Origin of the sequence: Aestuariivivens sediminicola (genome assembly GCF_022662015.1) — a bacterium.
Lineage (GTDB): Bacteria > Bacteroidota > Bacteroidia > Flavobacteriales > Flavobacteriaceae > Aestuariivivens > Aestuariivivens sediminicola.
This window is the reverse complement of record NZ_JAKMCM010000006.1, coordinates 39,425-59,390: the sequence shown is the minus strand read 5'-3', so window position 1 is coordinate 59,390 and position 19,966 is coordinate 39,425. Positions and strand designations below refer to the sequence as shown.

The 19,966-nt window shown below is 39.2% G+C and carries 15 protein-coding genes; 9 read left to right on the top strand and 6 right to left on the bottom strand.

Annotation, left to right across the window (positions count from 1 at the left end; genetic code table 11):
* Positions 1 to 44: 44 nt before the first annotated feature.
* Entirely contained in the window at positions 45 to 2,048 is a 2,004-nt protein-coding gene (gene uvrB / locus MR041_RS13160; protein WP_242094649.1) for an excinuclease ABC subunit UvrB, read from the top strand.
* Positions 2,049 to 2,089: 41 nt separating this feature from the next.
* On the opposite strand, the gene MR041_RS13155 is transcribed toward uvrB, so the two are convergent.
* A complete protein-coding gene (locus MR041_RS13155; protein ID WP_242094647.1) occupies positions 2,090 to 2,491 on the bottom strand; it encodes a TerB family tellurite resistance protein in 402 nt (133 codons plus the stop codon).
* Positions 2,492 to 2,851: 360 nt separating this feature from the next.
* On the opposite strand from MR041_RS13155, the gene MR041_RS13150 reads away from it, so the two are divergent.
* The gene (locus MR041_RS13150; protein ID WP_242094646.1) at positions 2,852 to 3,097 is read left to right on the top strand and encodes a DUF1456 family protein; all 246 of its coding nucleotides are present in this window, start codon (positions 2,852 to 2,854) and stop codon (positions 3,095 to 3,097) included.
* A gap of 20 nt (positions 3,098 to 3,117) precedes the next feature.
* On the opposite strand, the gene MR041_RS13145 is transcribed toward MR041_RS13150, so the two are convergent.
* Entirely contained in the window at positions 3,118 to 3,261 is a 144-nt protein-coding gene (locus tag MR041_RS13145; protein WP_242094644.1) for a hypothetical protein, read from the bottom strand.
* A 419-nt stretch (positions 3,262 to 3,680) separates the two neighbouring features.
* The gene (gene sucC / locus MR041_RS13140) at positions 3,681 to 4,871 is read right to left on the bottom strand and encodes an ADP-forming succinate--CoA ligase subunit beta (RefSeq protein ID WP_242094642.1); all 1,191 of its coding nucleotides are present in this window, start codon (positions 4,869 to 4,871) and stop codon (positions 3,681 to 3,683) included.
* Positions 4,872 to 5,081: 210 nt separating this feature from the next.
* Between sucC and lysA the strand changes: the two genes are divergently transcribed.
* From lysA to MR041_RS13105, 7 genes are all read left to right on the top strand, one after another.
* The gene (gene lysA / locus MR041_RS13135; protein WP_242094640.1) at positions 5,082 to 6,317 is read left to right on the top strand and encodes a diaminopimelate decarboxylase; all 1,236 of its coding nucleotides are present in this window, start codon (positions 5,082 to 5,084) and stop codon (positions 6,315 to 6,317) included.
* Positions 6,318 to 6,464: 147 nt separating this feature from the next.
* On the top strand, positions 6,465 to 6,908 hold the full coding sequence (locus MR041_RS13130) for a MarR family winged helix-turn-helix transcriptional regulator (protein ID WP_242094639.1): 444 nt from the start codon (positions 6,465 to 6,467) through the stop codon (positions 6,906 to 6,908).
* Between the two features lie 13 nt (positions 6,909 to 6,921).
* The gene (locus MR041_RS13125; protein WP_242094637.1) at positions 6,922 to 9,330 is read left to right on the top strand and encodes a 3-hydroxyacyl-CoA dehydrogenase/enoyl-CoA hydratase family protein; all 2,409 of its coding nucleotides are present in this window, start codon (positions 6,922 to 6,924) and stop codon (positions 9,328 to 9,330) included.
* A gap of 54 nt (positions 9,331 to 9,384) precedes the next feature.
* Complete coding sequence (locus MR041_RS13120) at positions 9,385 to 10,575, top strand: acetyl-CoA C-acyltransferase (protein WP_242094635.1); 1,191 nt, start codon at positions 9,385 to 9,387, stop codon at positions 10,573 to 10,575.
* Between the two features lie 59 nt (positions 10,576 to 10,634).
* On the top strand, positions 10,635 to 12,446 hold the full coding sequence (locus tag MR041_RS13115) for an acyl-CoA dehydrogenase family protein (RefSeq protein WP_242094633.1): 1,812 nt from the start codon (positions 10,635 to 10,637) through the stop codon (positions 12,444 to 12,446).
* A gap of 181 nt (positions 12,447 to 12,627) precedes the next feature.
* Positions 12,628 to 14,211: a M1 family metallopeptidase gene (locus MR041_RS13110; RefSeq protein WP_242094631.1), complete on the top strand. Its 1,584-nt coding sequence runs from the start codon at positions 12,628 to 12,630 to the stop codon at positions 14,209 to 14,211.
* A gap of 3 nt (positions 14,212 to 14,214) precedes the next feature.
* Entirely contained in the window at positions 14,215 to 14,790 is a 576-nt protein-coding gene (locus MR041_RS13105) for a YdeI/OmpD-associated family protein (RefSeq protein ID WP_242094630.1), read from the top strand.
* A gap of 56 nt (positions 14,791 to 14,846) precedes the next feature.
* Here MR041_RS13105 and MR041_RS13100 read toward each other — a convergent pair whose 3' ends face one another.
* From MR041_RS13100 to MR041_RS13090, 3 genes are all read right to left on the bottom strand, one after another.
* The gene (locus tag MR041_RS13100) at positions 14,847 to 16,127 is read right to left on the bottom strand and encodes a glycosyltransferase (protein WP_242094629.1); all 1,281 of its coding nucleotides are present in this window, start codon (positions 16,125 to 16,127) and stop codon (positions 14,847 to 14,849) included.
* A 16-nt stretch (positions 16,128 to 16,143) separates the two neighbouring features.
* Positions 16,144 to 18,228, bottom strand: coding sequence for an HAD-IIB family hydrolase (locus tag MR041_RS13095; RefSeq protein WP_242094628.1), 2,085 nt, complete (start codon positions 18,226 to 18,228; stop codon positions 16,144 to 16,146).
* 270 nt (positions 18,229 to 18,498) lie between these two features.
* Positions 18,499 to 19,965 (bottom strand): MoxR family ATPase, encoded by a 1,467-nt coding sequence (locus MR041_RS13090; RefSeq protein WP_242094830.1) that lies wholly within the window; start codon positions 19,963 to 19,965, stop codon positions 18,499 to 18,501.
* Position 19,966 lies beyond the last annotated feature (1 nt).

The following is a 19,966-nucleotide window of genomic DNA, read 5'->3' as shown; positions in this document are numbered from 1 at the left end:
ACTTTATTTACTTTAGTCACATTAGGCATTTATTATCTTAAGGCATGCGTTTTAAAATTAAATCTGATTTTAGTCCAACAGGAGATCAACCTGAAGCTATAAAACAACTTACAGATGGTATTAATACACATGAGAAATACCAGACATTACTGGGTGTTACAGGCTCCGGCAAGACCTTTACCGTAGCTAACGTTATTCAGGAAGTCCAACGTCCAACTCTGGTGCTGGCCCATAATAAGACATTAGCGGCTCAGTTGTATTCAGAGTTTAAACAGTTTTTCCCGGATAATGCCGTCGAATACTTTGTATCCTATTACGACTACTATCAGCCAGAGGCCTACATTCCGGTAACCGGAGTCTACATTGAAAAGGATCTGTCCATTAATGAAGAAATCGAAAAAATGCGCCTAAGCACCACCTCCTCCCTCCTTTCGGGTCGAAGAGATGTCCTTGTTGTCGCCTCCGTTTCTTGTTTATACGGTATTGGTAATCCGATAGAGTTTCAAAAGAATGTGATTTCTTTAGAGCGTGATCAGGTTATCTCCAGAACACAGTTACTACATCAATTGGTTCAAAGTCTCTATTCCAGGACGGAAGCAGAGTTTAACCATGGAAATTTTCGAATTAAAGGGGATACTGTGGATATTTTTCCAAGTTACGCAGATGATGCTTTCCGCATTCATTTTTTTGGTGATGAAATTGAAGAGATTGAATCGTTCAATATCCTGTCAAATGAAGTGATCGAAAAATATGACAGGTTGAATATTTATCCTGCCAACATGTTCGTTACCTCACCCGAAATTCTTCAAAATGCCATAAGAGATATTCAGGATGACTTGGTAAAACAGTACGAATACTTTAAGGAAATTGGAAAACATCTTGAAGCAAAGCGTTTGAAAGAGCGCACTGAATTTGATTTGGAAATGATTCGTGAGTTGGGTTATTGTTCAGGGATTGAAAACTATTCGCGGTATCTGGACGGTCGATCACCCGGATCGCGCCCCTTCTGTTTACTGGATTATTTCCCGGATGATTTTTTAATGGTTGTCGATGAGAGTCATGTCACCATTTCTCAGGTACATGCCATGTATGGTGGTGATCGCAGTAGAAAAGAGAATTTAGTTGAATACGGTTTTCGGCTTCCCGCAGCCATGGACAACCGCCCTTTAAAATTTGAAGAATTCGAAGCGCTTCAAAATCAGGTTATCTATGTAAGTGCCACTCCCGCGGATTACGAATTGCAAAAATCCGGAGGTGTTTATGTAGAGCAGGTGATTCGCCCCACGGGGTTATTAGATCCTGAAATTGAAGTAAGACCAAGTTTAAATCAGATTGATGATTTGATCGAGGAAATTCAAATTCGCGTTGAAAAAGACGAACGCATTTTAGTAACCACGCTCACAAAACGAATGGCTGAAGAGTTGACAAAATACCTTGAACGGATTCAAGTCCGCTGCAGGTATATTCATAGCGATGTAGACACCCTGGAACGCGTAGAAATAATGCAAGATTTGCGTAAAGGTTTATTTGATGTCCTGGTAGGGGTTAATTTACTTCGTGAGGGTCTCGATCTTCCCGAAGTATCCCTTGTGGCCATTTTGGATGCAGATAAGGAAGGATTTTTACGCTCGGCAAGGTCCTTGACCCAGACTGTCGGTCGCGCTGCGAGACATTTAAATGGTAAGGCCATCATGTATGCGGATACCATAACCAAGAGCATGCAAAAAACGATTGATGAAACCAATTACAGGCGAGAAAAGCAACTGGCATATAATACTTTAAATAATATCACACCAAAGGCCCTGAATAAAAGCCTGGATAATGCTTTGGCCAAAAATTCGGTAAGCACCTATAGTTATGAATTAATGGCCGCCAGAGCAGCCGAGCCTGAAAGCGAATATCTCACGAAATCAGAACTGGAAAAAAAGATTCGTGAAAAACGCAAACTCATGGAGGAAGCCGCAAAAGCCCTGGATTTTATTGTTGCCGCTCAATTACGTGACGAGATAAAAAAATATCAGGATAAAATAGAAGCGCTAAAAGTATAATACCTTTAGCGCTTTCCAATTAGAATTCAAACCCTTAAATACTAATTATATTGTGTTTTGAATATATCTATTAAGACATCCGGTGGAACAATCTTATTGGGAAAACTTTCCATTAAATAAAGTACCTTGCTAATGGACTCATGACTCAATCCCATGCGCAATCCAAAATTATACAATTTGGTTGCACCCGATCTTGAATTATCGCTGTCTATATTCATAAGTAAAACCAATCTATGAAACTGTACAATACGTTCACTGTGCGATTTTAAATGTGTATAACTAACAGGATGCTCAATTAAATAATCAAAATCTTCGCGGGATATACCCAGTTGTTTTGCAACCCCCAATAAAAAATTGTACTCTATAACATTTATCTCCTTATCGTACTTCGCAAATGCAATCATTTCCGAAAGCAGACTCAATTTTTCTACTCTATTAATCATTGCTGAGAGGATTAATTAATTACTTTATAAAGATACTCAAAACTGTATTTTTATAATCGTTGATAATATGTAACTTATCGAAAAGAGCTGTGCAATTCATCGCTGTTTTTTCGAAGTTCATCAATAAAAATTAATTACATTTTCCATAAATTAGAAAATTAACGCTATATATAAATGAACTTATCGGAATTTAAGACTCTGATAATCAATAAAATAATATAAACTTAATGTATGAATACCTACCAGATTTAAAACTTAAAATAAAGTACCTTTACAAAAATTGACAAAATTCTAGAAAGTGGTGGGTTTCCTTTTTAATTTGATAATATTTTAAGACTAAAACAAACACATATTATATAAATGACAAATAATGATATATTAAAAAAACTGCGCGTCGCTCTAGAATTAAAAGATAGTGATATTGTAGACATTTTGAAACTCGCAGACTTCAGGATATCAAAAAGTGAATTGGGTGCTTTTTTTAGAAGGGAAGACCACCCTAAATATATGGAGTGTGGCGATCAGATTTTACGAAATTTTTTAAATGGCCTCATTATTCATATGCGCGGACCAAAACCACCGGAAAATAAAAAAACCTCTAAGTAGAGGTTTTTTTATGCAGTGTCCTACCAGGCAGCATTTACCCTAACCGGTATGACAAAGTTTTTAGATCCCTTTTTGGATCTGGCATTAAGCCTTTTGTAGTTCAATCTATTTTTGATAAAACTATCGATGAGTTCGCTGTCCGAATCAACGGAAAGAACTACCATTTCATTGTTATCATTTAGAGTAAACTTTACAAATACTAAAACATCTTTCTCTAGGTGGAACTGAGGCTTTTTTAGATGAGATACAACCTCCTTCGAGATTGGGTTTGATGGCTCTGAGTTTTCGACCGTGCTTCGTGATTTTTTGTCGGTTAACGCTTCGATGTTACTACTGACTAAGATAGCTAGAAGTAACGCTAAGATTTTTAAAGATTTCATAAGTTGTTTGATTTTTGATTAATGATATTCAAAGTAATGAAAAAAAACTCCAAACAGCACTTTCAAAATATGTATTTAACCGCTTTTTAACACAATCTTTATTAATATATTAATTTTTTTAACAGTTTTTTGAATTATCGCAAAAAAAAGCTCTCTTTTGTTAATTTTACAAAAGAGAGCATATATATCTTGAATTATTGCTTTTACCCTAAAACTTCCTGAACTTTATCTGCAGCTTCCTGAAATTCTGTTGCACTTAAAACATCTAATCCTGAATTATCGATTAATTCTTTGGCAATGTCTGCATTGGTACCTTGAAGTCGTACAATAATCGGCACATTAATATTCCCCATATTTTTATAAGCATCTATCACCCCCTGGGCCACGCGATCGCATCGTACAATGCCTCCAAAAATATTAATCAATATCGCCTTAACCGCTGGGTCTTTTAAAATGATTTTAAAGGCGGCTTCAACTCGAGCGGCATCAGCAGTTCCGCCAACGTCTAAAAAGTTTGCTGGTTCTCCACCGGCCTGCTTAATCAAATCCATGGTTGCCATGGCTAAACCTGCACCATTTACCATACATCCCACATTGCCATCCAGGTCCACATAATTTAACCCTACCTCTTTGGCTTCAACTTCAATTGGATTTTCTTCACGTAAATCCCTTAATTCGGCATAATCCTTATGTCTGAACAGCGCATTATCGTCAATCGTTACTTTCGCATCGACTGCCATGATTTTATCATCACTGGTTTTCAAAACAGGATTGATTTCGAATAATGATGAATCAGACTTTACGTAAGCCGTGTAAAGTGCGGTAACGAACTTCACCATTTCTTTGAACGCCTGTCCGGACAAACCTAAGTTAAAGGCAATTCGTCTCGCTTGGAATGGCATCAACCCTATAGTCGGATCTATTTCCTCGGTAAAAATTAAATGCGGTGTTTCTTCTGCAACGGTCTCAATATCCATACCGCCTTCAGTAGAATACATAATCATATTTCTGCCCTTTGCTCTGTTTAACAGAACGGACATATAAAATTCACTTGTTTCACTGTCACCAGGATAATATACATCTTCCGCTATCAGCACCTGATGTACTTTCTTTCCTTCCGCAGAAGTTTGGGGTGTTATTAAATTCATCCCAATGATTTGTCCTGCCAAGGTTTCAACCTCCTGCAGATTCTTGGCAAGTTTCACGCCTCCTCCTTTACCTCGACCACCTGCATGAACCTGAGCCTTTATAACGTGCCAACCCGTACCGGTTTCTTCTGTTAACTTCTTGGCTGCTTCGACGGCCTCCGATGGATTTTGCGCAACAATACCGCGTTGAATACGGACTCCAAAACTACTTAAAATTGCCTTACCTTGATATTCGTGTAAATTCATAATTTGCCTAATAGTATAAGATGTGCAAATGTAAATAATAGCTCGTAATTAGACTAATCTTTTTAAAAAGAATAACCCGCATGATTGAGGCAGGACCATTAATTCGCTTGTTATATAATTAACATTTTGTTTATTTATTACAATATTTGTATTAATTATTTTATTTTTGAGCTAAAGAAATATCTTTGTCCTAAATTTTAAATGTCAACTATGACCAAGGATAAATTAATAGCGATAGCGAATGAATTTGGCAGTCCTGTTTATGTGTATGATGCCGAAAAAATTGTATCCCAATACCAGCGGCTGACCAATGCTTTCAAATCGGTTAAGCATTTAAAGATAAACTATGCCGTTAAGGCCTTGTCGAATCTTTCCATTCTTAAATTATTCAATTCACTTGGATCAGGTATTGATACAGTCTCCATTCAGGAAGTAAATTTAGGATTAGCAGCAGGTTTTAAACCGGAGCAAATTATATTTACGCCGAACGGGGTGTCCTTAGCTGAAATTGAAGAAGCTTCAAAACTTGGAGTTCAAATAAACATTGATAATTTATCGATCCTGGAACAATTTGGAACAAAATATCCAAGCATCCCGGTTTGTATTCGCATTAACCCTCATGTTATGGCAGGAGGTAACAGCAACATTTCTGTTGGTCATATCGATTCCAAATTTGGAATTTCTATTCATCAAATCCCTCACTTAATGCGTATTGTTGAAAATACTAAAATGAGGATTAACGGTATACACATGCATACCGGTAGTGATATATTAGATATTGATGTATTCCTATATGCCAGTGAAATTCTTTTTGATACGGCCAAACAATTTAAAAATTTAGAGTTTATTGATTTCGGTTCTGGGTTCAAGGTCGCCTACAGAGAAGGAGATATAGAAACCAATGTAGAGGAATTAGGAAAGCGGTTAACACGCAAATTCAATGACTTCTGTAAAGCATATGGTAAAGAACTTACGCTGGCCTTTGAACCAGGAAAGTTTCTGGTAAGTGAGGCCGGAATCTTTTTAGCAGAGGTAAATGCCGTAAAACAAACAACATCCACAGTTTTTGCGCAAGTTGACTCCGGGTTTAATCATCTCATCAGACCGATGTTCTATGGATCTCACCACGATATAATTAATATATCTAATCCAAAAGGACGTGAACGCTTTTACACCGTCGTAGGTTATATCTGTGAAACAGACACATTTGGAAACAACAGAAGAATAAATGAAATTAATGAAGGTGATATTTTAGCATTCAAAAACGCAGGTGCATACTGCTTTTCCATGGCCAGCAATTACAACTCACGATATCGCCCTGCCGAAGTCTTATGGTACAACGATAAAGCGCATTTAATAAGAAAACGCGAAACATTTGATGATATTCTAAAAAATCAGATTGAAATAAATTTTCAAAAACAGAAAGAGGCCGCGATCTCTAAATAAATAAGGAATTCAGTATAGTTTAAAGACGCTCAAAACATTGAGCGTTTTTCTTTTTAATATCTTTTCTTAATCACCTATATAATTTTAATAATTTATTATGCGTGCATAATAAATTTTATTATATTTGGGCTGCTTAACCATCCTCTAATGAAAGATAAAACAATAGACTATATTCTGCGAACAACATGGCTCAGTGTGCAAAAAATGTATAATGAAGAAGCGGCTAAATTCGATAGTACCATGGCCACCGGTTTTACATTGTTAAGTATAGACCCGGAAAAAGGAACGCCTTCTACCGCTCTCGGACCAAAAATGGGAATGGAAGCAACCAGCCTCTCAAGAATTTTAAAATCAATGGAAACCCGAGGCCTTATTGAACGGCAACCCAATCCTGAAGATGGCCGTGGCGTATTGATACATTTAACCGAATTTGGAAGGGAAAAAAGAGATTATTCTAGAGAAAAGGTGCTCACTTTTAATAATAAAATTAGAAATAACATTTCGGATGAGAAACTAAAGCATTTTTATGAAGTCGCCGATCTCATCAATGACATGATATCTAACAAAAAAATTTACGATCAAAATAAATAATAGCTTATCATAAATGGGCAAACGAAGAATTAAAAAGGTAGCCATAATTGGCTCTGGAATTATGGGTAGTGGCATTGCATGTCATTTTGCCAATATTGGTGTTGAGGTGCTGCTTCTCGATATCATTCCAAAACAGTTAAATGAGAAAGAAAAAGCCAAAGGACTTTCTTTAAACGATAAAATAGTAAGAAACAGGTTAGTCAATGAGGCATTAAGCAATGCCATTAAATCGAACCCCTCTCCTATCTACCACTCCAAATTTACAGACAGAATAACCACAGGGAATTTAGAAGACGATATTGCTCGAGTAGCTGAGGTCGATTGGATTATGGAGGTCGTTGTTGAGCGGCTTGACATTAAAAAGGAGGTCTTTGAGAAATTGGAACGTTATAGAACACCGGGCACCCTAATTACCACCAATACCTCAGGGATCCCTATAAAATTTATGAGTGATGGCCGAAGTGATGACTTTCAGAAGCACTTCTGTGGTACACACTTTTTTAACCCGCCCCGATACCTTAAATTATTTGAAATTATTCCCGGGCCTAAAACCGATCAGGATGTATTGAACTTTCTCCATGATTACGGTCAACAATTTCTTGGAAAGACCCCTGTGATTGCCAAGGATACTCCAGCCTTCATCGGTAATAGAATTGGCATTTTCAGCATTATGAGTCTGTTCCATATCGTGAGGGATATGGGATTGACAATTGAAGAGGTTGACAAGCTCACCGGGCCTGTAATAGGACGACCTAAGTCGGCAACGTTTAGAACGGTCGACGTTGTTGGTTTGGACACCCTCGTCCATGTTTCCAATGGTATTTTAGAAAATTGTCCCGAAGATGAATGTCTGCAACTTTTTGAGTTACCCGATTTCATTGCGACCATGGTAGAAAAGAAATGGTTGGGAAGTAAAACCGGGCAGGGCTTTTACAAAAAACACCTGTCCAATGACGGGAAGAAAGAAATTTTGTCATTGGACCTCAACACCTTAGAATACCGATCTGCTAAAAAAGCAAAATTCGCGACCTTGGAGTTGACCAAATCTGTTGAAAATTTAATCGATCGATTTAATATTTTAATACAGGGCAAAGATAAAGCCGGTGTATTCTATAGAAAATCATTCGCTGCCTTATTTGCATATGTTTCACATCGAATTCCTGAAATATCAGATGATATCTATAAAATAGACGATGCCATGAAAGCAGGATTTGGATGGGAGCACGGTCCTTTTCAAATATGGGATGCCATTGGTTTGGAGAAGGGAATTGAACTTATTAAGGAAGAAGGATTACAGGTTGCATCCTGGGTAAATCATTTAATTTCTGCAGATAGACCCTCGTTTTATACAATTAGAAATGGGGCCACCTTTGTATATGATATTTCGAAAAAGAACCATATTAAAGTCCCTGGGCAAGAAGGCTTCATTGTTTTGGATAATATCAGAAAATCGAATGCCGTCTTCGAAAATTCTGATGTCGTTGTTGAAGACCTGGGCGATGGCATTCTCAACTGTGAATTTCGGTCAAAAATGAATACCATCGGGGGCGATGTTCTTGCCGGTCTGAACAAAGCCATCGATCTTGCAGAACAAAATTTTGAAGGCCTGGTCATTGGTAATCAAGGTGCCAACTTCTCAGTTGGAGCAAATATTGGTATGATATTCATGATGGCTGTCGAACAGGAATACGAAGAATTGAATGCCTCAATAAAGTATTTCCAGGATACGATGATGCGCATGCGCTACTCGTCGATACCCACAGTGGCCGCTCCCCATGGTCTTTCCCTTGGTGGTGCCTGTGAACTCTCCATGCATGCCGATAAAGTTGTTGCAGCTGCAGAAACCTACATTGGGCTCGTAGAGTTTGGTGTCGGAGTCATTCCAGGAGGTGGCGGTTCTAAGGAAATGGCCTTAAGGGCCTCGGATACATTTAAAAAAGGTGATGTAGAATTAAATGTACTTCAGGAATACTTTCTTACTATCGGAATGGCAAAGGTAGCAACATCTGCCTATGAAGCATTCGATTTAGGATTGCTTCAAAAAGGTAAAGATAGTGTCGTCGTTAATAAGGATCGACAGATTGCATTAGCTAAAGCCCATGCCAAACTAATGGCCGAAAATGGATACACAAAACCTATAAAACGTCATGATGTAAAGGTGCTTGGTAAACAAGCTCTGGGGATGTTCCTGGTGGGTACAGATGCAATGGAAGACAGCAATTATATTAGTGAGCACGACCGTAAAATTGCCAATAAACTGGCCTATGTTATGGCTGGTGGTGATTTATCGGAACCCACATTGGTCACAGAACAATATTTATTGGATTTAGAACGTGAAGCATTTTTAAGTTTATGCACAGAACGAAAAACCTTAGAACGTATTCAGCATATGCTTAAAACAGGTAAGCCATTAAGAAATTAATTTGGGGATGATCTCCTTAAAAGATATCTCATTACAATAGATTGAATAAAGAAAATGAAACAAGCATATATCGTAAAAGCATACAGAACCGCGGTTGGAAAAGCACCCAAAGGGGTCTTTCGCTTTAAACGCGCAGATGAATTGGGAGCGGAAACCATTCAATACATGATGAAGGAATTACCAAATCTCGAAACGTCCAGAATAGACGACGTAATTGTGGGTAATGCGATGCCTGAAGGATCACAGGGTCTGAATATGGCTCGGTTTATATCATTGATTGGTTTGAATAGCATTGATGTTCCCGGAGTTACAGTGAACCGATTCTGCTCATCGGGAATTGAAACCATTGGCATAGCCACGGCTAAAATTAATGCGGGTATGGCTGATTGCATTATTGCCGGCGGCTCGGAAAGTATGAGTGCTGTACCTATGACGGGTTTCAAACCGGAACTCAATTATAACACCATTAAAGCGGGTCATGAAGATTACTATTGGGGTATGGGAAACACCGCAGAGGCAGTTGCAAAACAATTTAAGGTCTCCAGAGAAGATCAGGATCTATTTGCCTATCATTCTCATATGAAAGCATTAAAGGCTCAATCTGAAAATCGGTTTGAAGGTCAAATTGTACCGATTGAAGTAGAGCAAACCTATGTGGATAGCGCTGGTAAGAAAGCGACGAAAACCTATACCGTTTTTGAGGACGAAGGCCCACGATCGGATACCAGTTTGGAGGCTTTGGCCAGATTAAAGCCCGTTTTTGCTCAGGGGGGCAGTGTGACAGCCGGAAACGCTTCACAGATGAGTGATGGCGCTGCATTTGTTATGGTAATGAGCGAAGATTTGGTCAAAGAGTTAAACCTTGAGCCCATTGCGAGATTAGTAAGTTATGCCGCTGTAGGTGTGGAACCGCGTATTATGGGAATAGGTCCCGTAAAAGCGATACCCAAAGCCCTTAAAATGGCGGGTTTGAAACAAGATGCATTGGCGCTCATTGAATTAAATGAGGCTTTTGCCTCACAATCCTTGGCCGTAATCAGGGAACTGGATCTCAATCAGAATCTTGTTAATGTCAATGGAGGTGCTATAGCACTTGGGCATCCCCTTGGTTGCACGGGCGCCAAATTATCAGTTCAGTTATTTGGCGAAATGCGCAGGCGAAAAATGACCGGTAAATATGGGGCCGTAACAATGTGTGTAGGAACAGGGCAAGGAGCCTGTGGTATTTTTGAATTTCTCAATTAATGAATCAAGTAACAAGACTTATTCTTGACTCTTGGTCCTGAATCATAAAAATTATAACCATGTCAGAAACAAGTAAAAATATTCTAAGAGGCGGACAATTCCTCGTAAAAGAAACCAATTGCGAAGATGTATTCACACCGGAAGACTTCAATGAAGATCAGATGATGATGAAAGAAGCGGTCACAGAATTCGTGGACCGTGAAATCTGGGCTAAAAAAGAACAGTTTGAAAAAAAAGATTATGCCCTAACCGAATCGTGTATGCGAAAAGCCGGTGAATTGGGCTTTTTAAGTGTTTCCGTTCCAGAAGCATATGGCGGTATGGGAATGGGTTTTGTAGATACTATGCTGGTATGCGATTTTATATCCGGGGCAACTGGGTCCTTTAGCACGGCCTTTGGAGCACATACTGGAATCGGAACCATGCCCATAACGCTCTATGGAACGGAAGAGCAGAAACAGAAATATGTGCCTAGACTGGCCTCTGGAGAATGGTTTGGTTCCTATTGCTTAACGGAACCCAGCGCCGGGAGTGATGCTAATTCTGGTAAAACCAAGGCTGTATTATCAGATGATGGTACAAGTTATAAAATTACAGGGCAGAAAATGTGGATATCAAATGCCGGCTTTTGTAATTTGATGATTGTGTTTGCCCGTATTGAGGATGATAAATACATTACCGGTTTTATTGTTGAATACGATCCCGATAATCCAAATGGCATTACCCTGGGAGAGGAAGAACATAAATTGGGGATTCGAGCATCATCCACCCGTCAGGTGTTTTTTAATGATACAGTGGTGCCGATAGAAAACATGCTGTCTACCAGAGGAAACGGGTTTAAAATTGCCATGAATGCTCTAAACGTCGGTAGAATAAAATTAGCAGCAGCCTGTTTGGATGCTCAGAGACGAGTCATCTCCGAATCTGTAAAATACGCTAACGAAAGGATTCAATTTAATAAGCCTATCTCAAGTTTTGGTGCTATTCAACAAAAACTGGCCGAAATGGCAACCAACTGTTGGGTTGGTGAAGCAGCCTGCTACAGAGCTGCAAAAAATATCGAAGAGCGCATAGAGTTGAGAAAAGATAACGGAAAAGACAGTCTTCAGGAAGCCGAATTAAAAGGAGTTGAAGAGTATGCCATTGAATGTTCTATACTTAAAGTAGCTGTTTCTGAATTTATTCAAAATTGTTCGGATGAAGGCATACAGATTTTTGGTGGTATGGGCTTTTCAGAGGACACACCTATAGAATCGGCCTGGAGGGATGCCCGCATCTCCCGAATATACGAGGGGACCAACGAAATAAACAGAATGCTCTGCATTGGCATGCTCATAAAAAAGGCTATGCGGGGCCATGTTGACGTGCTTACTCCAGCCATGGCAGTTAAGGAAGAACTTATGGGTATACCTTCTTTTGAAACACCGGATTACTCAGAATTATTTTCTGAAGAAAAGAACATCATTAAAAACTTAAAAAAACTGTTTTTAATGGTTTCAGGTGCTGCCTTACAAAAATATGGCGAACAAATTGAAGAACAACAGCAATTAATGTTGGCAGCTTCGGATATTCTCATTCAAATTTATCTGGCCGAATCTGCCATACTAAGAGCCGAAAAAATGGCAAAAGCAAAAGGAGAAGACCATGCCAAAGAAGCTATTGCCATGGCTAAACTGTATTTGTTCCATGCCATCGATGTTATTGAAACAGCCGGAAAACATTCCATTATTTCATTTTCAACAGGTGATGAACAGCGCGTGATGCTTATGGGACTAAAACGGTATATTAAGTATGTCAATATGCCCAATATTATTGAACTCAGACAAGTCATTGCCAACAAAGTAATTCAGGAAAATAAATATTGTTTTTAATTTTATAGTGACTAATTCAATCCTGAACACCCTATAAATTTTAGGGTGTTTTTTTTTGATCGACACCCTGGTTTAAAAACATTTTATTTAATTTTAGGCGAAATCCAAAACCATGTCTGTACGTTTCTATTACCTTTCCTTTTTGTCAGTTATTCTAACATGTGCTGTTTATTCTCAGGGCATGCTTCAGGAAAAAAATAGTTTTAACAGGCAGGATACGCTAAGGGGTAGTATTACTCCGGAACGGGCCTGGTGGGATCTGACCTATTATCATTTGGACATTAGAGTCGATCCCGATAAAAAATACATTTCGGGGAAAAATACCATTCAGTATAAAGTCCTTGAATCTGAATCTGTAATGCAAATAGATCTGCAAACACCTTTAGTTTTAAGCAGGGCCATTCAAAATGGAAAAGAACTGGATATAATTCATGATGGTAACGCCCATTTCATAAAGCTTGAAGAGCAACAGATCCCCAACGATATCAACAGTATAGAAGTGTACTACGAGGGCCATCCTAGAGAAGCTATTAGAGCACCCTGGGATGGAGGCATTTCGTGGAAAAAGGATACCAACGGTAATCATTTTATTGCCTCTTCATGCCAGGGTCTAGGCGCCAGTGTATGGTGGCCATGCAAAGACCATATGTACGACGAAGTAGACAGTATGCTGATTAGTGTGAATGTTCCCTCCAAATTAATGGATGTCTCCAACGGGCGATTGAGAAAAGTGGAACAGATAGGAGATACTAAAACCTATCATTGGTTCGTCAGTAATCCGATCAATAACTATGGTGTAAATATAAATATTGGCGATTATGCCAATTTTTCGGAAGTCTATGATGGGCTTGGTGGAAATTTGCTTCTGGATTATTACGTCCTGAGAGATAACCTCGAAAAAGCAAAAGCACATTTTAAAGTCACCCCAAAAATGATGGAAGCCTTCGAATATTGGTTTGGTCAATATCCTTTTTATGCCGACAGTTTTAAATTGGTGGAGGTCCCTTATTTAGGCATGGAGCATCAAAGTTCGGTTACCTATGGTAATGATTACCAAAATGGATATCGTGGAACGGATTTATCCGGAACCGGCTGGGGCCTTAAGTTCGATTTCATTATCATTCATGAGGCGGGTCACGAATGGTTTGCGAACAACATTACCTATAAGGACATCGCTGATATGTGGATCCATGAGAGTTTTACGGCCTACTCTGAAAATTTATTCCTGGATTATTTCTACGGCAAAGAAGCATCAGCTGACTATGTCATTGGCACCAGAAAAAATATTATGAACGACCGCCCTATCATCGGTTTATACAATGTAAATTATAAAGGTTCAGGTACAGATATGTATTACAAAGGCTCCAATATGCTGCACACCTTAAGACAGCTCATCGAAGACGACGAAAAATGGAGACGCATTTTAAAAGGTTTAAATAGAACCTTTTATCATCAAACTGTTACGACCCAGCAAATTGAGAATTATATCAGTGAGCAAACGGGATACGATTTAAGCGAATTTTTTGACCAGTACCTTAGAACGACCATGATTCCTACCTTAGAGTACCAAATTGATGACCGTTCATTAAAATATCGGTGGACCAACATAATTGCTAAGTTCGATATGCCGGTTGAAGTTATAATCAATGGCAAGAACCAATGGCTTTATCCGAATGCTGAATGGAAAACCCTGACATCAGAAGATAATCCGATCACCTCCTTTGAAGTCGATAGGGATTTTTATGTCGATTCCAAAAAAATTTAAGGTTTGGAAAAATTCCCGGAACTGTATTTTAAAGAGGACAGGGATTGGTATAACTGGTTGTTGCAAAACCATAAGACTTCCTCGGGTGTATATTTAATTTTTTACAAATTGGAATTAAATCTTCCAACGATGCGTTGGGAGGAAGCGGTTAAGGTAGCTTTATGCTTTGGATGGATCGACTCTACAGTAAAAAGTTTAGGAAATGGCAAACGGCGACAATATTTTACGCCAAGAAATCCAAAAAGTGTCTGGAGTGCCTTAAATAAAAGCTATATTCAGGAATTAAAGGCCCAAAATTTACTGCATGAAAGTGGTCTCAAATCTGTGGAAACCGCAAAAATCAACGGAAGTTGGAATGCTCTGGATGATGTCGAAAATGAAGTTATTCCGGATGATTTGCAACTTGCATTTAACCGTCATCCTGAAGCCTTAAATAATTATAAAAATTTTGCACCTTCCTATCGTAAAAGTTATTTATACTGGTTGCATCAGGCGAAAAGGGAAAGCACCAGGATCAAGCGTATCTCAGAGATCATTGATTATTGTGCAAAAAACATGAAATCCAGAGGAGGCTACTAAGTGCCTTAGAGAGTCGCTGAAGTCCTTTGAATAAACCTCCATAAAAATCTTTTCGATTAACTATAGATACTGGACTCCATACTCTGTTGATTTATGGAACTCCTAAAGACTTGAAGCATACGCTTTGCAATGCCGGTCCAACCAAAATTGCGTCTTGCAAACCGCGCCCCTTCAACCGATAGTTCATTTCGCATTTTCGGATAAAGTAAAGGCATGGATACCATAGTTCCAAATTCAATCGGCCTGTGAGGATCTGCAAAAAGCGCCTGATTACCAAAATCAATTAGATCGTATAGACCACCGTGAACGGTAACAACACTTGGCGTACCGCAGGCCATGGCCTCAATGGCTACCATTCCAAAAGGTTCGTACCGCGATGGCATTGCAAATATATTGGCCGCTCGGTACACATTGGCTAAATCTTCGTCTGCGATATAATTCTTCCATGTTATCTTATCCATGACACCCAATTCGGTTGCCAATTCCTTGAGTTTGGCCACTCCCTTATCATCGCGATCGGATTTGTCACTTCCAATTGCTGCGACCAGGCGTGCTTCCGGACATAATTCCAAAACCGTAGGTAAGGCTTGTATGAGAAGATCATAGCCTTTATTATGGGCCATTCTGCCCAAAGCTAAAATATCACTGGGATGAATATCGTATTTCGCACGGATTTTGTCCGTTTCCTTTGAAGGCACCGGATAAAATCTGTTTTCATCTATTCCAGGTGGTATCATAGTGCAATTCTTGGGAAGCACATCGTATTGTTTGGTAAGCAGGTCTACCTGAGGTAATGTGGTGGCAATAATATGATTACACATCTGGTAAACAAAATACTCTTTACGGATACGCTCTTTAAATCGGTATTTTCGCTCCATGTCCTTTTCATCCATATCGCTGCCCATGGTATGCTGTTTCCACCAACCTACCGAATGCGGGGTATGGACATGAGATATACCTAATTCTTCAGCTATTTTCTGACCTGCCCATCCGGCATCCCAGTAGTGGGAATAGACGACATCGTATTTCTTCCCATCTTTTTTAATGGCAGCCAGACAATTGGTAACAAACTTCTTTAAATGATCATGCATATCCTCTTTACGGATAAACTTTTTACCTCCAAAAGGAATACGCCAAACCCGATAATTCTCATCAACGACATCATATTCAGGTTGATCCTCAAATTGACGGGTTACCAAATCCACTTTTTTACCCAATCTGCTGAAACGCTCAGCCAATTCTAAAACATAAACTACCTGACCACCCGTATCGGGCTTTCCTAATTCCGGGTTTGCACCTACATAGCCATGTAGAGAGATCATTAATATCGATTTCATAGTTTAAAAATTTTAGTTATTTAATTATTTTCAATTTATGGCAAGCGGAAATATATTGAGCCGCCGACCAGGCCTGATAAGCCTTACCCATAGGTCTTCCTGTTGTGCCATGCGCCCATTCATTAAATTCCCATTCTTCGCTTATTCCCTCTTTATTGAGTAATGCCAATTTATGAAGCTCTGAAACAGCTACTTCTTTCAATCCTAATTTATAGACAAACTTTACCCAAAAACCGCCCACAAAAGGCCATATCCCACCATTGTGATAATGATTAGGTAAATTAAGCAAATTGACCGTGTAGTAGGGTCGCCAATCCGGATCACCGGGAGTGACTACAGGATATACATTAGCCACTGGATAAGGATCATTAACTCCCGCACCCAACATGAATCTAAAGGTCTGATGTGCCTTTTCCGAATCTACAGTCCCGAAAATAAAAGCCAGAATATTTCCCAGAACGTCACATCTCCAACTAAAATCAAATGGTGTGGTCTGAGCAATCAAATAGGTCGTATCCCCAAGTGTGAACTGCTTCTCCGCAAAAGAGACCGATTGAAACATTTTTTGCTGTGTCGATGGCCAGAAATTTTGTAAAATCTCCTTTTTTATGACCTGGGACCACCTGATATACTCCCCGGCCTGTTCGTAATCTCCGAGCATCTCCAACATCCTGCCAAAACATACATTGGCCCTATACCACAATATTTCATCATAGAGAATATTGTAACTCCTACCAAACAAATCGGTCCAATCCCCGGCTTCCGGAATTTCCAATAAGGCATCATTATTACTGTCATGTGCGCCAAGCCATCGCATGGTTTCCTTGAGATCCGAAATGTATTTCCTCAGAAACTTGATATCCTTGGTCACATTAATATATTCATAAAATGCGATCACCACCCAAATACCGCTATCTATGGAGCATATACCTCCCACACCTGAATAATCCGGAATATTATCCTTGATTCTGACGTTTGAAGGAATCTGTCCATTGGCAGAAATATGTTCCAATAAAGTGTGTAAGGTTTGTCGCTGACATTCATGTATGTCCTCGTCATGAACCAATGGTAATGATCCCAAAACCGTAATGGCCCCATCCCTTGCCCATACACTGTGATAGTTTTCGTCGGTGCCACTGGGAATGTTATCCTTTATTGAACAGGCCGAAAAGCCCAGGGGTGTAATATTCTTCTTGAGTACTTCAATTGCTTTTTTGTACCCTAACTTAATCAAAGCAATTTTTTCGTCTTCATCTTCCTCTGCTATGTTACTTAACTCCTGCTTGATGAAGAAGTCTTCCTTATGGTCTACATTATTCTCTACAATGGCCTCCTCCGGCAAAATACCATAATAGACCAAACCTTCTATTACCCCGTCACCATGAATTCCTTCGGCGTGATAAATCTGTCGGTATTTGGTATACTTATATAATTCTTCATGCGCATTGGCCACCACGATGCCTTTCACATTTTCTAAATCGAACATCGCTGAATCATTTCCACTATCGCCTGCAACCAGGGTTTTCGAAGGATGTATACGCAATCTTCGTAACAGCCATTGTAGGGCATTGCCTTTATTGGCCCATTTTGGCAGGATGTCCAAATACTGTTCTCCGGAATACACCACATTGATATGCATACCCGCATTAATAAATTCTTTTTCAATGCTATCTATAAGATCTAAAGAGGCATTATGAAAAAAATAACTGCGCTTGTAGGCATGTTGAAATTTTGTCGGCTGTTCACTGATGGGGTGATCTATATTTTGAACGATCTCCTCGACCGTTTCCAAATCCCATCCGTCATCCAGAATATCATTGAACTCTTTGACGACCTCCTTTTTCTCATAGTCATAGATATGTGTTCCCACACCGGATATAATATAATGTGGTTCGGGCAAAATCCTGGTATTAATCAAATTGAGTACGTCATCAATGAGACGTCCGGTGTTATAGGTAAGAATAACATTATTGTTGGGTCCAAATGCATCCCATATTTTGGGGAAATTACTTTTGTGGGTATGAAAATCAATTAAGGTATTATCTATATCAAAGGAAAGAAGTTCAATTTCTGGTGAATTACCTGCTTCTATTTTACTCATATATTGTTTTGCTTTTAGAAATTTACTTTTAATAAAAGTAACATATTGCAGTAAAATAAGGCTTTGAGCTTATATAACCAAAAAATGCAGCTGAATTATAAATGCAATTCTTAATGTTGTAAATTGATTGAATTACATTAAGAATATGCAAATATTTGTAATTGGAATTTATAAATTTCGTAATCGGCTTTTATGTGAATTTTAGTTGAAATCACGTATGATGGACAGGTGTTTTTATTGAAATCGCTGCATCAAATTCAATGGTTTAATTTATATCCCACTAATAAAACTCCCATAGGGATCCTTAAATTGAAGCCCCTTCGAAATCCTGTACTTGCTAAGCAACTTAAATTCCACCAAAGCCCATAATACAAACTCTTTGACAAAATAGGTGTCCTGTTGGCTTAGATTTGGTTGATAGGCACCGAGCAAATCATCTAACGGTGAAATGGCTTCTAATACACTTTTATACTGCTTATCTCTGACATCGTCCAACAATTCGAATCCTTCCTTTTGATTAAAGAACCAGGAGACCACATCGTCATAGGGCCCTTCCTCGTTTTGTTTCTGCAGTTTTTCAACTTTTGGAAAATACTGAACAAACAAGCTCTTAACCGCTTCACCTATCAAATTGTAGGCCACGGCAACGGCGCCTTCCTGTTCCCCTTCATAAACGAGTTCCACCTTCCCGGTGATCGAGGGAATAATACCAATAAAATCACCTAAACGGACCGTCGTAATCTTATCACCCGATAACAAAGCCCTGCGTTCTGCGGTGCTCAGTAAATTTTCAAGGGCGGTAATGCTCAGCCGAGCACTCACACCACTTTTAACATCGATGTAGTCGTTCTTTCGCGCTTCAAACACGATTTGCTCTAACAAGTCCCTAGCTAAATCAGGAACAATGACCATTTTCTTTTGAGATTCGACTAATTTGGCCTCTTGTTGGGTGATTTGTCTTGCCGTATCGATATCCTCGGGATAATGGGTCAAAATTTGGGAGCCTACCCTGTCCTTAAGTGGTGTAACGATACTTCCTCTGTTGGTGTAATCTTCCGGATTGGCTGTAAATACAAACTGAATGTCCAGGGGTAACCTTAGTTTGAACCCCCTGATTTGAATATCCCCTTCCTGTAAAATATTAAATAAGGCCACCTGAATTCGCGCCTGCAAATCAGGTAATTCATTGATCACGAAAATACACCGATTCGCTCTTGGAATCATCCCATAGTGAATCACACGATCGTCAGCATAGCTCAATTTGAGGTGGGCTGCCTTTATCGGATCGACATCCCCGATGATATCGGCTACCGTAACATCCGGTGTCGCCAATTTTTCAGCAAAGCGTTCGCTCTTATGGAGCCAGCTAATGGGTGTTTCATCTCCTTTTTCTTTAATTAATTCCTTAGCGTATCGCGAAATGGGACGATACGGATCGTCATTGATTTCAGAACCTTCCACAACAGGAATATAGTCATCCAGCAAGTTAACCATTAACCGCGCCAGCCGTGTTTTGGCTTGTCCGCGTAACCCTAACAGATTAATGTTATGACGCGATAATATGGCACGTTCCAACTCGGGAATTACCGTGTCTTCATAACCGTATACGCCTTCGAAGGTCGTGGCTTTTTGTTTTATTTTTTGAATTAAATTGTCTCTTAACTCGTCTTTAATTGACTTGCTTTTTATGCCTGCCTTTTTTAAGGCTCCAAACGTTTTAATATCTTTAATTTCCATG